The sequence below is a fragment of the Modestobacter sp. SYSU DS0904 genome (genome assembly GCF_054051115.1).
Map to the genome: position 1 here is coordinate 71,683 of NZ_JBJHAQ010000007.1, position 13,272 is coordinate 84,954.

16 protein-coding genes are annotated in these 13,272 nt (G+C 76.8%); 10 read left to right on the plus strand and 6 right to left on the minus strand.

Going from position 1 to position 13,272, the window contains the following annotated elements; genetic code table 11:
• Positions 1-45: 45 nt before the first annotated feature.
• The 4 genes from ACI79U_RS06975 to ACI79U_RS06990 all read left to right on the plus strand — a co-directional run bounded on the left by ACI79U_RS06975 (position 46) and on the right by ACI79U_RS06990 (position 2,864).
• The gene (locus ACI79U_RS06975) at positions 46-987 is read left to right on the plus strand and encodes an asparaginase (protein WP_457064087.1); all 942 of its coding nucleotides are present in this window, start codon (positions 46-48) and stop codon (positions 985-987) included.
• Positions 988-1,062: 75 nt separating this feature from the next.
• Positions 1,063-1,581: a helix-turn-helix domain-containing protein gene (locus ACI79U_RS06980; RefSeq protein WP_457064085.1), complete on the plus strand. Its 519-nt coding sequence runs from the start codon at positions 1,063-1,065 to the stop codon at positions 1,579-1,581.
• Positions 1,578-2,405, plus strand: a complete 828-nt coding sequence (locus tag ACI79U_RS06985; RefSeq protein WP_457064083.1) for a hypothetical protein — start codon at positions 1,578-1,580, stop codon at positions 2,403-2,405. The genes ACI79U_RS06980 and ACI79U_RS06985 overlap by 4 nt, the downstream gene beginning before the upstream one ends.
• 168 nt (positions 2,406-2,573) lie before the next feature.
• Positions 2,574-2,864: a DUF2516 family protein gene (locus ACI79U_RS06990; RefSeq protein WP_457064081.1), complete on the plus strand. Its 291-nt coding sequence runs from the start codon at positions 2,574-2,576 to the stop codon at positions 2,862-2,864.
• 9 nt (positions 2,865-2,873) lie between these two features.
• Here ACI79U_RS06990 and ACI79U_RS06995 read toward each other — a convergent pair whose 3' ends face one another.
• From ACI79U_RS06995 to ACI79U_RS07005, 3 genes are read right to left on the minus strand one after another with little or no spacing between them, the layout of a single operon-like run.
• Positions 2,874-3,080 (minus strand): PspC domain-containing protein, encoded by a 207-nt coding sequence (locus tag ACI79U_RS06995; protein WP_457064079.1) that lies wholly within the window; start codon positions 3,078-3,080, stop codon positions 2,874-2,876.
• Positions 3,081-3,139: 59 nt separating this feature from the next.
• Entirely contained in the window at positions 3,140-4,015 is an 876-nt protein-coding gene (locus tag ACI79U_RS07000; RefSeq protein ID WP_457064077.1) for a spermidine synthase, read from the minus strand.
• Positions 4,012-4,857, minus strand: a complete 846-nt coding sequence (locus ACI79U_RS07005) for a class I SAM-dependent methyltransferase (protein ID WP_457064075.1) — start codon at positions 4,855-4,857, stop codon at positions 4,012-4,014. The genes ACI79U_RS07000 and ACI79U_RS07005 overlap by 4 nt, the downstream gene beginning before the upstream one ends.
• Positions 4,858-4,897: 40 nt before the next feature.
• Between ACI79U_RS07005 and ACI79U_RS07010 the strand changes: the two genes are divergently transcribed.
• Together ACI79U_RS07010 and ACI79U_RS07015 are read left to right on the plus strand one after the other, a co-directional pair.
• Positions 4,898-5,926, plus strand: coding sequence for a UDP-N-acetylmuramate dehydrogenase (locus tag ACI79U_RS07010; RefSeq protein WP_457064073.1), 1,029 nt, complete (start codon positions 4,898-4,900; stop codon positions 5,924-5,926).
• On the plus strand, positions 5,923-6,207 hold the full coding sequence (locus tag ACI79U_RS07015; RefSeq protein WP_457064071.1) for a hypothetical protein: 285 nt from the start codon (positions 5,923-5,925) through the stop codon (positions 6,205-6,207). Before ACI79U_RS07010 ends, ACI79U_RS07015 begins: the two co-directional genes overlap by 4 nt.
• 48 nt (positions 6,208-6,255) lie before the next feature.
• Here the strand turns inward: ACI79U_RS07015 and ACI79U_RS07020 are convergent, their stop codons facing one another.
• Both ACI79U_RS07020 and ACI79U_RS07025 read right to left on the minus strand, forming a co-directional pair.
• A complete protein-coding gene (locus tag ACI79U_RS07020; protein ID WP_457064068.1) occupies positions 6,256-6,645 on the minus strand; it encodes a hypothetical protein in 390 nt (129 codons plus the stop codon).
• The gene (locus ACI79U_RS07025) at positions 6,642-7,427 is read right to left on the minus strand and encodes an SDR family oxidoreductase (protein WP_457064066.1); all 786 of its coding nucleotides are present in this window, start codon (positions 7,425-7,427) and stop codon (positions 6,642-6,644) included. The genes ACI79U_RS07020 and ACI79U_RS07025 overlap by 4 nt, the downstream gene beginning before the upstream one ends.
• A gap of 85 nt (positions 7,428-7,512) precedes the next feature.
• Between ACI79U_RS07025 and mshA the strand changes: the two genes are divergently transcribed.
• The 4 genes from mshA to ACI79U_RS07045 all read left to right on the plus strand — a co-directional run bounded on the left by mshA (position 7,513) and on the right by ACI79U_RS07045 (position 12,474).
• Positions 7,513-8,910 (plus strand): D-inositol-3-phosphate glycosyltransferase, encoded by a 1,398-nt coding sequence (gene mshA / locus ACI79U_RS07030; RefSeq protein ID WP_457064064.1) that lies wholly within the window; start codon positions 7,513-7,515, stop codon positions 8,908-8,910.
• Positions 8,907-9,422: a YbjN domain-containing protein gene (locus tag ACI79U_RS07035; RefSeq protein WP_457064062.1), complete on the plus strand. Its 516-nt coding sequence runs from the start codon at positions 8,907-8,909 to the stop codon at positions 9,420-9,422. The genes mshA and ACI79U_RS07035 overlap by 4 nt, the downstream gene beginning before the upstream one ends.
• The gene (locus ACI79U_RS07040; protein WP_457064060.1) at positions 9,419-10,981 is read left to right on the plus strand and encodes a DHA2 family efflux MFS transporter permease subunit; all 1,563 of its coding nucleotides are present in this window, start codon (positions 9,419-9,421) and stop codon (positions 10,979-10,981) included. The genes ACI79U_RS07035 and ACI79U_RS07040 overlap by 4 nt, the downstream gene beginning before the upstream one ends.
• A 209-nt stretch (positions 10,982-11,190) precedes the next feature.
• Positions 11,191-12,474, plus strand: a complete 1,284-nt coding sequence (locus ACI79U_RS07045) for an aminotransferase class I/II-fold pyridoxal phosphate-dependent enzyme (RefSeq protein ID WP_457064058.1) — start codon at positions 11,191-11,193, stop codon at positions 12,472-12,474.
• On the opposite strand, the gene ACI79U_RS07050 is transcribed toward ACI79U_RS07045, so the two are convergent.
• The gene (locus tag ACI79U_RS07050) at positions 12,475-13,239 is read right to left on the minus strand and encodes a class I SAM-dependent methyltransferase (protein WP_457064056.1); all 765 of its coding nucleotides are present in this window, start codon (positions 13,237-13,239) and stop codon (positions 12,475-12,477) included.
• Positions 13,240-13,272 lie beyond the last annotated feature (33 nt).

Below are 13,272 nucleotides of genomic sequence, written 5' to 3' on the forward strand. Positions count from 1 at the left end.
CTGCAGGGCGGCCGTTCCAGCACGTCACCCTGGCCGGATTCCCCGGTGCTGGTGGAGGTGTGGCGCTCGGGCTTCCTGGAGTCGGTGCACCGCGGTGCGCTGGTCGTGCTGGACGCCGCGGGGGCCCCGCTGCTCGAGGTCGGCGACGTCCGCCGTCCGGTGCTGCCCCGCTCGGCGAACAAGCCGGTGCAGGCGACCGCGCTGCTGGAGGCCGGCTGGCGTCCCCGGGACGACCGGGAGCTGGCGCTCGGCGCGGCCTCGCACAACGGTGAGGACGGGCACCGCGAGCTGGCCGCCCAGCTGCTGGCCGTGGCCGGCCTGGGCCCCGACGACCTGGGCTGCCCGCCGGCGCTGCCGCAGCACGAGGCCACCCGGGCGCAGTGGCTGGTGGCCGGGCAGGCGCCCGACCGGCTGGCGATGAACTGCTCGGGCAAGCACGCGGCGATGCTGTCGGCCTGCCGGGCCGCGGGCTGGCCGACCGAGGGCTACCTGGACCGGGAGCACCCGCTGCAGCGGGCGATCGAGGCGCGGCTGGGCGAGGCGTCCGGCGAGCCGGTCAGCGCCGTCGTCGTGGACGGCTGCGGCGCACCGCAGCACGCCCTGTCGCTGACCGGGCTGGCCCGCGGGGTGCTGTCGCTGGTCCAGGCCGATCCGGGCACGCCGGACCGGCTGGTCGCCGACGCGATGCGCGCCCACCCCTGGCTGGTGGCCGGCACCGGACGGGACGACACCGAGCTCATGCAGGGCGTGCCCGGGCTCCTGGTCAAGGGTGGTGCCGACGGCGTGCACGTCGCCGCACTGCCCGGCGCGGGCGCCGTGGCCCTCAAGCTGGACGACGGCGGCGACCGCGGGCGGCTGCCCGCGCTGACCGCGGGCCTGCTGCGGCTGGGGCTGCCGGCCGAGGCGCTGTCCCGCTGGCTGCTGACGCCGGTGAGTGGCGGAGAGGGCGTGGTCGGCGAGGTCCGGGCGGCGCCCTCGCTCGACTGACCGGGTGCGTCGCGAGACGGCGGCGGTGCTAGCGGCCCGCTTGCAATAGCTAGCACTGCTGGCTACCGTGGAGCCGTGCCTCGCCCCACGGAGTTCGTCCGCGACCAGGTGAGCGCTGTCCGGGGCACGGTGGCCTCGGCCGCGGCGGAGGCCGGTCACGTGCCGGCCAGCGTGGGCACCCACGTGGGCGAGTTCATCCGCACCCAGCGCAGCGCCGCCCAGGTGTCGCTGCGCGAGCTGGCCCGCGCCGCCGGGGTGAGCAACCCCTACCTGTCCCAGGTCGAGCGCGGCCTGCGCAAGCCGTCGGCGGAGATCCTGTCCCAGATCGCCCGCGGCCTGAAGATCTCCGCCGAGACCCTGTACGAGCAGGCCGGCATCCTCGACCGCCGGTCGGGCACCGTCGGCACGGTCGCGGCGATCCGCGCCGACCCGGCGCTCTCCGAACGGCACCGGGCCGTGCTCCTGGAGCTGTACGAGACCTACGCCCGGGAGCACGCCCGCGAGCAGGCGGGCGCCGCGCCCGCGCCCGCGCCCCAGCCGCCCCCGCCCGCACCCCAGTCCCCCACCCAGTCATCCCAGGAGGAGACGGCATGAGCCGCACCGACACCCTGAAGCACTACGGCGAGACCCTCGTCGACACCGGCCGTACCGGCCTGCTGGCCGCCCTCGGCGCCGGCGATGTCGCCGTCGACCGGGCCCGCACCGTCGTCGGCCAGTTCCGCTCGCGTGCCGAGGCGCTGCCCGGCGAGGCCCAGGTCCAGGCCGACCTGGCCGGCAAGGAGGCCCGCACCCACGCCGAGGTGGCGCGCACCCGTGCCGCCCACGCCGCCGCCGAGGCCCGCGTCCGCGCCGGCCAGGCCCGCGAGCAGGCCGCCGCGGCGGCGCAGCAGGCCCGGGTCGCCGCCGCCCAGGCCCGCACCGCGGCGGTCGACGCCGCCGCCACCGTGCGGCCGGAGACGGTCATCGGCACGGTCACCGGGCTGGTCGGCACCGCCCGCACCCAGGCGCTGACCACGATCGGCGAGCTCGCCGACCGGGGCGCGACGCTGGTCGGCCCGACGTTCCAGCGGTTCGCCGGGCGGGCCGAGCAGGCCGTCGACACGGTCGAGGGCGCCGTCGCCGACGCCGCCGGGACCGCGCAGGAGACGGTCGACGCCGCGTCGAACGAGGCCACCTCGATCGCGCAGAAGACCGCCGCCCGCGCCGACGACGCGCTCGACACCGTCGCCGACGAGACCGCGGAGGCCGCCGCGGCCACCAAGCGGCGGGTCCGGGACAGCGCCGAGAAGCCGGCGAGGAAGGCCGCTGCCCAGAAGACCACCGCCCGCAAGGCCCCGGCGAAGAACGCGGGCGCCGAGGACACCACCCCGGTGCCCGACCCGCTCGCCGTCCCGGCCAAGAGCGACGACAGCGAGTGACCCCGCTCCGCTGGTGACGCCGCCCCGCTGGGGGCTCCACGCCGCCCCGGTGGCCCGCGATCGACGCGGGGCACCGGGGCGGCGTCGTCCCACCCGGTCGGGGCAGGAGGCCGTCGGCACGCGGGTCCAGCCCCGACAGGTGCGGCCGGAACGCCTATCCTCTGCGGCATGGGCTTCGACGGGTTCGTCTACGAGCTGGTCCGTCTGGGCACGCTGGCGCTCGGGCTGTGGGCGTTCATCGACGCGGTGATCCGCCCGGCGGCGGCCTTCGTGGCCGCGGGCAAGCTCACCAAGCCCGGCTGGATGGCGATCAGCGGTCTGTCCGCGCTGGTGCTGTGGTGGATGGGGCCGCTCAACCTGCTGGGGCTGCCGGCGGTGATCGCGGCCGTCGTCTACCTGGTCGACGTGCGCCCCGCGGTGCGCGGGCTCCGCCGGGGCGGCACCGACACCAGCTGGTGAGCCGGCGGGTCAGTACCCGCGGCGGTCGGAGGGCATGAGGACCCACAGCGCCAGGTAGGCGATGAACTGCGGGCCGGGCAGCACGCAGGAGACGACGAACGCCAGGCGCAGGCCGTTGCGGGACAGGCCGAACCGCCGGGCCAGGCCGGCGCACACGCCGGCGATCACCTTGTGCTGGGAGTCACGGGTCAGTCGGCGCGATGCAGGAGCGGTCATGGACCGACCCTAGGGGCCCCGGGGTGACCTGCGCAGCCCTGAGCGACTCCCGGCAGCGCTCAGCCGAAGACGCCGGCCGGTGGTTGCGGGGACGGCTGCGCCTCGGCGTCGGTGACCGGCGCCAGCTGCCCGGTGAAGGTGCGCAGCAGGTCGCCCTCGACCAGCCGGGCGGGCATCGGGTCGGACATGCACCGGCGGGTCAGCTCGGCGACCGGCAGCTCGGCGGCGGAGGCGACGGCGACCAGGTTGCCGAACCGGCGGCCCTTGAACGTGCTCGGCTCGGCGACCAGGGCCAGGTGGTCGAACACGGCGGCCAGGGTCGCGGCCTCGGCGCGGGCGAACCGCAACGGCGGGCCGTCGGAGACGTTCCAGGCCGTCGTCCCGCCCGGGCGCAGCACCCGGGCGACGTCGGTGGCGAACTCCAGCGTGGTCAGGTGCGCCGGGGTGCGGGCGCCGGCGAAGACGTCCACCAGCACCAGGTCGGCGCTGGCGTCGGGCAGCGCGGCCAGCCCGGCCCGCGCGTCGATCGCCCGCACCCGGACCCGCGCGCCCCGGGGCAGCGGCAGCCGCGACCGCACCAGGTCGGTGAGCCGCTCGTCGAGCTCCATCACCCGCTGCGCGGAGCCGGGACGGGTCGTGGCCACGTACCGGGCCAGGGTCAGCGCCCCGCCGCCGAGGTGGACGACGTCCAGCGGCTCGCCGGCCGGGGCGACCAGGTCGACGACGTGCCCCATCCGGCGGACGTACTCGAACTCCAGGTGGGTCGGGTCGCCGAGGTCGACGTGCGACTGCGGGATGCCGTCCAGGTGCAGCTCCCACGCGCCGTCCCGGTCGGCGTCGGCCAGCAGCTCCGCCGTCCCGCCGCCGACCTCCACCGGCCCGGGCAGGGCGGTGAGGGCGGGGCGGGCGTCCCGGGAGCGTCCCCGCCGGCTCACGAGGGAGCGACCGCGGACCAGCGGACGGTGACCTCGCCGTGCTTCCACCGGCGGGTCGGGGCGACCAGCGGCCAGCCCTGCTCGGCCAGCGTCTCGACCGCGGCGGCCCAGCGCTGCCGGGGGCCGAACGTCGACAGCCCGGCGGCCGAGGCCCAGGCGGCATCGAACGCGGTCAGGAACGCGTGCACCGGCTGGCCGGGCACGTTGTGGTGGATCAGCGCCTTGGGCAGCCGCTCGGCCAGGTCCGACGGGCGCTCCAGGTCCGACACCCGGGCGGCCAGGGTCAGGGTGAGGGGCCCGTCCTCGTCCAGCGCCACCCAGGCCGCCCGCCGTCCCCACTCGTCGCAGGTGCCCTCGACGAGCAGCCCGCCGGGGGCCAGCGCGCCGCGCATGGTGTCCCAGGCGCGGGCCGCGGACTCCTCGTCGTACTGGCGCAGCACGTTGAACGCCCGCACCAGCACCGGCTGCAGGCCGGCCAGCTCGAACCCGCCCAGCCGGAAGTCGACCCGCGGCGGGTCGCGGTGCTCGGCGACCGCGGCCACCCGGTCGGGGTCGATCTCCAGGCCGACCACCTCCAGCCCGGCCACCTCCGGGGCCAGCCGCTCGGCCAGCTCCAGCGTGGTCACCGCCGAGGCGCCGTAGCCCAGGTCGACGACGAGCGGGCGGGCGGCGTCCCGCAGCCGCGCCACCTGGGTGGCGACCAGCCAGCGGTCGACCCGGCGCAGCCGGTTGGCGTTGGTGGTGCCGCGGGTGGGCAGGCCGAGCGCCCGCGCACGACCGGCGGCCAGCCGGGGCGCCTTGCGGACCGGGGGCAGCGACGCACGCTGGGTGTGGTCGCTCACGGTGGACCAGGTTAGCCGCGGGGCGCACTACGGTGGTCGGGTGCAGGTTCGCCGCGACGCCCGCTTCGCGGAGCTGACCACGCTGGGGGTCGGTGGCCCGATCGACCGGCTGGTCGAGGTCACCACGCGCAAGGAGCTGGTCGCCGCCGTCCGGGACGCCGACGATGCCGGCCGCCCGCTGCTGGTGCTCGGCGGGGGCTCCAACCTGATCGGCCCGGACGCCGGCTGGTCCGGCGACGTGGTGCTGGTCCGCACCCGCGGCGTGACCCGCCGCGACGCCGGTGAGCTGGTGCGGCTCGAGGTCGAGGCCGGTGAGCCCTGGGACGACCTGGTCGCGGCCACCGTGGCGCAGGAGCTGGCCGGGCTGGAGGCGCTCTCGGGGATCCCTGGCTCGACCGGCGCGACCCCGGTGCAGAACGTCGGCGCGTACGGCCAGGAGGTCGCCGCGCTGATCACCGCCGTGCACACCTGGGACCGCGCCGCCCGCGCCGAGCGGGTGTTCACCCCCGAGGAGTGCGGCTTCGCCTACCGGGACAGCCGGTTCAAGTCCCAGCCCGGGGCGTACGTCGTGCTCGCGGTGACCTTCGCGCTGCGGCCCTCGCCGCGGTCGGGGGCGGTGAGCTACGCGGAGCTCGCGCGGACCCTCGGCGTCGAGCTGGGCGAGACCGCCCCGCTGGCCGCCGTGCGCGACGCGGTGCTCGGTCTGCGCCGCGGCAAGGGCATGGTCTGGGACCCGGCGGACCCGGACACCCGCAGCGCCGGGTCGTTCTTCACCAACCCGATCGTGCCGGTGGCCGCCGCGGTGCCCGGCTGCCCGAGCTGGCCGGCCGGGATCGGCGCCGACGGCGCGGAGCAGGTCAAGCTGTCCGCCGCGTGGCTGGTGCAGTCGGCCGGGTTCGGCAAGGGCACCCGGGACGGTCGGGTCGGCACGTCGCCGCGGCACAGCCTGGCGCTGACCACCGAGCCCGGCGCCACCTCCGGGGAGCTGATGGCGTTCGCCGGGCAGGTGGTCGATGCGGTGCGCGACCGCTTCGGCGTGACCCTGGTGCCCGAGCCGGTGCGTCCGTGAGCGTGCGACCGGACGAGGCCCGCAAGCTCGGAGGGCTCTACGAGACGCTGCGGGCGCCCGCCGTCCCCGCCGGGGGCGGGGCGGCGGCGATGGCCGCCTGGATGGCGCGGGTCGAGGCCGACGGCGCGCTGGCCGGGCTCATCTCCCGGCTGCTGAACGGCGGCGACCTGCTCCGCACCGACGTCGAGGCCGCGCAGGCGCTGACCGCCTCGGCCGGCACCTCCGCCGAGCCCGCCCAGGTCGCCGGCGCCTACGACCTGCTGCTCACCCACGCCGCCTGACCACCGGGCCCGGGCAGGGCGCGACCTCCGGGAGATCAGTCCCCTGGCTCATGCCTCCAGGGCGGTGAGCCGGCCGGCGGGGCGGGTCACGAACAGCGCGTGGGTCTGCGCCGTCCAGGTCGCGCCGCGGGCCGGCGCCTCGGCGGCCCACCGGCCGGCCCGCGCCAGCCAGCCGCCGTTCGCGAGGTCGGCGGCCACCGCCTCGGCGTCGGCGGCGGGTACCGCCCACAGCCGCAGCGCCAGCTGCCCGCCGGGCGTCCAGCGCACCTCGACCACCAGCGGCTCGCCCACCGCGGCGGGCTCGGGGACGGCGAACGTGCAGCCGGCCACCCGTGCCCCGGCCGCGGTCAGCGCGTCGGCCACCTGCTCCCGATCGACCGGCCACGCCCAGCCGGCGGGCAGCCGGTCCCGCCCGAAGGCGCCCCAGGGTGCGGTCACTCCTGGTCGCGGGCGACCTTGTGCTGGGCGGCCTGGGCCCGCGGCCGGACGACGAGCAGGTCGACGTTCACGTGGTGCGGGCGGGTGATCGCCCAGGCGATCACGTCGGCGACGTCCTCGGCGACCAGCGGTTCGCGCACGCCCCGGTAGACGGCGTCGGCCTTCTCCTGCGAACGGGTGCGGTTCAGCGAGAACTCCTCCGTCTTCACCATCCCGGGGGCGATCTCCACCACCCGCACCGGGTCGTACACCAGCTCCAGGCGGAGCGTCTCGGCCAGCGTGTGCACCCCGTGCTTGGCCGCGGTGTAGCTGCCGCCGCCCTCGTAGCTGACCAGGCCGGCGGTCGAGCCGACGAACACCAGGTCCCCGGCGCCCGACGCCTTCAGCGCCGGCAGCAGCGCCTTGGTCACCCGCACCGGGCCCAGCACGTTGACGTCGTAGGTGCGCTCCCAGGAGTCCAGGTCGGCCTCGGCCACCGGGGCGGCGTCGAACGCGCCCCCGGCGTTGTTCACCAGCACGTCGACCCGGTCCAGGCCGGCGGCCAGCGCCGCGACCGAGGCGGGGTCGGTGACGTCGAGCTCCACCGCCCGGCCGCCGATCCGCTCCGCGAGGGCGGTGAGCCGGTCCAGCCGGCGCGCGGCCAGCACGACGTCGAAGCCCTCGGCGGCCAGCCGTCGGGCGGTCGCGGCGCCGATCCCGCTGGAGGCACCGGTGACGACGGCGACCCGGCCCGAGCCGGGGAAGGGCACTCGTGCGGGGGAGGGGGCAACGGGGCTGGACATGTGCCCATCCTGGCCTTGTTGCACACTGAACCACCGACAGGGTGTCCGCCTCGGGCGCCGTGGACGCCCGAGCGGAGGTGGCACCGTGGCTGGTCGCCGGCCCGGTCGCCCCGGCGTGCTCTGGCGCAACTCCACGGCAGCCGCCACCACGGCCCCCAACACCACCGTGCCCGTGCTCCCGCGCCGGGTGGCGACCCTCTCGGTGCACACCAGCCCGCTGGAGCAGCCCGGCGCAGGCGACGCCGGGGGCATGAACGTCTACGTGGTCGAGGTGTCCCGCCGGCTGGCCGAGCGCGGCATCGCCGTCGACGTCTTCACCCGCGCCACCTCCAGCGACCAGCCGCCGGTGGTCGAGATGAGCCCGGGCGTCACCGTGCGGCACGTCAGCGCCGGCCCGTTCGAGGGGCTGGGCAAGAACGAGCTCCCCGCCCAGATGTGCGCCTTCACCGCCGCCGTGCTGCGCGAGGAGGCCCAGCACGAGCCCGGGCACTTCGACGTCGTCCACTCCCACTACTGGCTCTCCGGGCAGGTCGGCTGGCTGGCGCGCGACCGCTGGGGCGTGCCGCTGGTGCACTCCGCGCACACCCTGGCCAAGGTGAAGAACGCCGCCCTCGCCGAGGGCGACGAGCCCGAGCCGCGGGCCCGGGTGATCGGCGAGGAGCAGGTGGTCGCCGAGGCCGACCGGCTGATCGCGAACACCGCCGAGGAGGCGCGCGAGCTGGTCGACTTCTACGGGGCCGATCCGCGCCGCACCCTGGTCGTGCCGCCCGGCGTCGACCTGCGGACCTTCCGGCCCGGCTCCCGCCGCAGCGCCCGGGAGCGGATCGGCGTGCCGGACGACGCCGTCGTGCTGCTGTTCGTCGGCCGGATCCAGCCGCTGAAGGCGCCGGACATGCTCCTGCACGCCGCCGCCCGGATGCTCGCCGCCGACCCGGCGCTGCGTGCCCGGCTGCAGGTGCTGGTCGTCGGCGCGCCCAGCGGGTCGGGGCTGGCCGAGCCGCGGCGGCTGCAGGAGCTGGCCGTGCGCCTCGGCGTCACCGACGTCGTCCGGTTCCTGCCGCCGCAGCCGCCGGCGCGGCTGGCCGAGCACTACCGCGCCGCCGACGTCGCCGTCGTACCCAGCCACAACGAGTCCTTCGGCCTGGTCGCGCTGGAGGCGCAGGCCTGCGGCACGCCGGTGGTGGCCGCCCGGGTGGGGGGCCTGCCGACCGCGGTCGACGACGGCGTCTCCGGCCTGCTGGTCACCGGCCGTGACCCGGAGCACTACGCCGCCGCGATCACCCGGGTGCTCGAGCGCCGGGAACTGCTGGCCGCCGGCGCCCGGCGGCACGCCGCCGCGTTCAGCTGGGACCGCACCGTCGACTCCCTCGTCGACGGCTACGCCGCGGCGATGGTGGAGATGAGCCGGCGGTCGGTGCCGCTGGCCCGGCTGCGTGGCGCGGACGCCGTGCGGCTGCTGTCCGGGGGCACGGCGGGCCGATGAGCCGGCGCAGCGTCGCGGAGCTCGACGGCGTCGTCGAGGAGGCCCTGCGCGCCGCGGAGCTGGAGTACGAGCACCCGGGCACGGGCCGTTTCGTGGTGACCCTGCCCGGGGTGAAGAAGCTGCGCACCCTGGTCGGGCTCACCATCGGCGCGCACGGCTTCCGGGTCGAGGCGTTCGTCTGCCGCCAGCCCGACGAGAACCGCGAGCAGCTGTGGGCCTGGCTGCTGCAGCACAACGCCCGGATGTACGGGGTCGCGTACTCCATCGACAGCGTCGGCGACGTGTACCTGACCGGCACGCTCGGGCACGACGCGGTGACCCCCGAGGAGATCGACCGGATCCTCGGGTCGGTGCTCACCTACGCCGACGACCACTTCAACACGATGCTGGAGATCGGCTTCGGCAGCTCGATCCGCCGGGAGTGGGAGTGGCGGGTCAAGCGCGGGGAGTCGCTGCGGAACCTGGAGGCGTTCGCCGCCTTCGCCGACCCGACCCGTCGGCCGCCCGGGTGACGCCGCCCGCCCCGAGCCCCACCACGACGGCGACCCCGCTGCCGGCCGGCTACGAGCGACGGTGGTGGGTGCTGGCCACCATGGTCGTCTGCCTGCTGATGGTGATCACGGGCAACACCATCCTCAACGTCGCGCTGCCCACGCTGCAGCGCGAGCTGGACGCCACCCAGGGCGAGCTGCAGTGGGCGATCGACTCCTACATCCTCGTCTTCGCCGGGCTGCTGTTCAGCTGGGGCGTGCTCGGTGACCGGTACGGCCGGCGCAAGGTGCTGCTGGCCGGGCTGACGATCTTCGCCATCGGCTCGGTGTTCGCCGCGTTCAGCGACTCCGCGCTGCAGCTGATCGGCTGGCGGGCGCTGATGGGCGTGGGCGGTGCCGCGGTCCAGCCGGCGACGCTCGCCGTGATCACCAACGTCTTCCCGGCCGGCGAGCGGGGCCGGGCGATCGGGCTGTGGGCCGGCGCGTCCGGCCTCGCGGTCGCCGCCGGGCCGCTGGCCGGCGGGCTGGTGCTCGAGCACTACTGGTGGGGTGCGGTGTTCCTGCTCGGCGTCCCGGTCGCGGCGCTGGGCATCGTGGGCATCCTGCTCGTCGTCCCGGAGTCCAGGGACCCCTCGCCCGGCCGGCTGGACGTGCCGGGCGTGCTGCTGTCGATCGTGGCGCTGGTGGGTGTGGTCTACGGGATCATCCGCGGCGGCAGCGACGGTTGGAGCGCGCCGCAGACCTGGGCGCCGCTGGGAGGTGGGGTGCTGCTGCTGGCGTTCTTCGTCTGGTGGCAGGGGCGCACCAGCCACCCGGCGCTGGACGTGACGCTGTTCCGCAACCCGGCCTTCTCCGCCGCCGCCGGTGCGCTCACGCTGAACTTCTTCGCGCTGCAGGGCGCGACGTTCTACCTCGTCTACTACCTGCAGGGCGTCCGCGGGTACTCGCCGCTGGAGAGCGGGGCCAGCCTGGTGCCGGTCGCGCTGGGCATCGCGCTGATGGCCCCGCGCAGCTCGGTGCTCGCCGAGCGGTTCGGCGCGAAGGCGGTCTGCGCCTCCGGCTTCGGCCTCATCGCGCTCTCCTTCGCCGGCATCCAGCTGCTGGACGCCGACGCGCCGCTCTGGCTGGTGCTCACCGTGCTGGCCTTCCAGGGCATCGGGATGGGCTCGGTGCTGGCGCCGGCCACCGAGTCGATCATGTCCGTGGTCCCGCGGGAGAAGGCCGGCGCGGGCGCGGCGGTCAACAACGCGGTGCGCCAGGTCGGCGGCGCGCTGGGGGTGGCGATCCTCGGCACGGTGCTGGCCGGCGCCTACGCGAGCCGGCTCGGCGACGACGTCGACGCGCTGCCACCCGCCACCCGGGAGCAGGCCAGCGAGTCGATCATCGGGACGCTGGCCGCCGTCGAGCGCGCCCGGGCCGCCGGGGGAGAAGCCGCGGCCGGCGTGGAGGCCGTCGTCGAACCGGCCCGGGAGGCCTTCGTCGGCGCGATGCACCTGACCGCCGTCGGCACCGCCGGTTGCGCGGTCGTCGCCGCGGTGGTCGTGCTGGTGTGGCTGCCCGGCCGGCGACTGCCCGCCTGACGTCCCCCTCGCGCGGCCGGGTGTCACCCGGCCGGGCCCCTGTGTGCGCCCCGGTGCGCACCCTGCGTCGACGAGTGGCCCTGCCCACCCCCGGTCAGGTGACCCCTGGGAGTACCGCGTGACACACGTTGACCACGGAGCGTGTCGACAGCCAGGGTCAGGGGGCCGCGGATCCCCGCGTTCCGACCGTGCCGACCACCGGAGTCCCCGTGCCCGACGCCCCTCCCGCCCGACGTGACGCCTTCGCCCCGCTGCTGGACAGCCCCCGGGCGGAGACGATGCGGCGGCACACCCGCGAGGGGCGGGCGACGCACTCGGTGCCCACCGGCGGGGCGCCGCTGCCGGTCACCGTGTTCGACGACGGCCGCTCCCGGATCAACCTGGGCACCAACAACTACCTGGGCCTGGCCGGTGACCCGCAGGTGATCGAGGCCGCGGTCGAGGCGCTGCGCCGCTACGGCACCAGCGCCGCCGGCAGCCGTGTGCTCAACGGCACCACGCGCCTGCACCTCACGCTGGAGGAGGAGCTGGCCGGCCTCTACGGCACCGAGGACGCCGTCCTCACCTCCGCCGGGGTGAACGCCAACACGGCGGTGCTGGCCAGCGCCGGTGCCCCTGGCGACGTCCTGCTGGTCGACGCCCACGCGCACGCCAGCCTGCACGCCGCGGCGGCCGCCAGCCGGGCCACCGTGCAGCGCTTCACCCACAACTCCGTGGCGTCCCTGGAGCGGCGGCTGGGGCGGCTGGCGCCCGACGCCGGTGCTGTGGTCGTCGTGGACGGCATCTACTCGATGAGCGGCGAGGCAGCGCCGCTGGCCGCGATCGCCGGGATGTGCCGGCGGTTCGGTGCCCGGCTGGTCGTCGACGAGGCGCACGGCCTGGGCGTGCTGGGGGAGCACGGCCGCGGGGCGGCGGAGGCCGCCGGGGTGCTCGACCGCGTCGACGCGGTCACCGTCGCGTTCAGCAAGTCGCTGGCCAGCGTCGGCGGTGCGGTGCTGACCTCGCGCGCCGTCGCCGACGGCATCCGGGCCACCGCCCTGCCCTACGTCTTCAGCGCCGCCGGCGACCCGGCCGCGGTCGCGGCCGCGCTGGCCGCGCTCCGGGTGCTGCGCCGCGAGCCCGAGCGGATGGTGCGGCTGCGGGACAACGGGGCGCTGCTGCGGCGGGTGCTCACCGAGCACGGCGCCGCGCCGCTGCCCGGCTCGGGCGCGGTGATCGCCGTCCCCACCGGCGACGACGAGCCCACCCGTGCGGCCTGGGCCGCCGCCCACGACGCCGGGGTGTACACCAACGCCGTCGGCTGGCCCGCCGTCCCGCGCGGCCAGGGCGTGCTGCGCCTGGCGGTCATGGCCACCCACACCCCCGAGCAGCTGCAGCTGGCCGGTGAGCTGGTCGCCGACGCCGTCCGCCGCACCCGCACCGCCGAGCCCGCCGACGCGGTGGCCGGACCGGCGGTGGCCGGACCGGCGCTGGCCGGATCGGCGATGGCGTGATCAGGCGGTGCCCGGCCACCAGAAGGTGGTCGCGGTGCGCGGCCGGTCGTCGGTGAACCGGCGCATCGCCGCGGCCACCTCCGGCTCGCGCGCCACCGGCAGGCACAGCCGCCGGCGGGTGAAGGCCAGCACCACGTCGTCGGGGGCGTCCCGCCACGGATCGGCCCGCGACCACGTCACCTGCTCGGCGCCCACGCCCAGTTCCGCGAGCACCTCGCCGAAGAGCGGAGCCGCCGGGCCGGCGGGCCGCTCCTGGCCGTGGAAGTGCCGCCACAGCCCGCCCAGCGAGGTCCACGGGTGGACGTCGGTCAGCTCGACCACCACCCGGCGGCGGGCGTGCGCGGTCAGCTCGGCCACGAACGCGGCGACGTCGGGCACGTTGTAGACCACGTTCGCGCACACCACGACGTCGGCCGGCGGGACCCGCTCCGCGACGTCCGGCCACCGCCCCACCCAGGTGCGCACCGTCGTCGCGGGGGAGCCGAGCGCCGCCGCGGTGAACCGGGCCAGCAGGGTCGCGGACTCGTCGACGCCGAGCAGCTCCGGTGCACCGGCCGGCACGCTGGCCGCCCCACCACCGCAGCCGACGTCCAGCACGCTGCCCGGGCCCACCTCCCGGACCGCGGCGAGGGTGGCCGCCGCACCGCGGTCGGCGCCGAACAGGCCCGGTGGGAAGCCGTAGGGGGACTCCGGGGCGGCCGCCAGCAGCTCCGGGTCGATCGCCCACGCCGCCAGTTCCGCCGCCCACCGCTCGGTCGCACGCACGGGCCCATCCTCCCCCGCGGGGCTAGCGTGGGC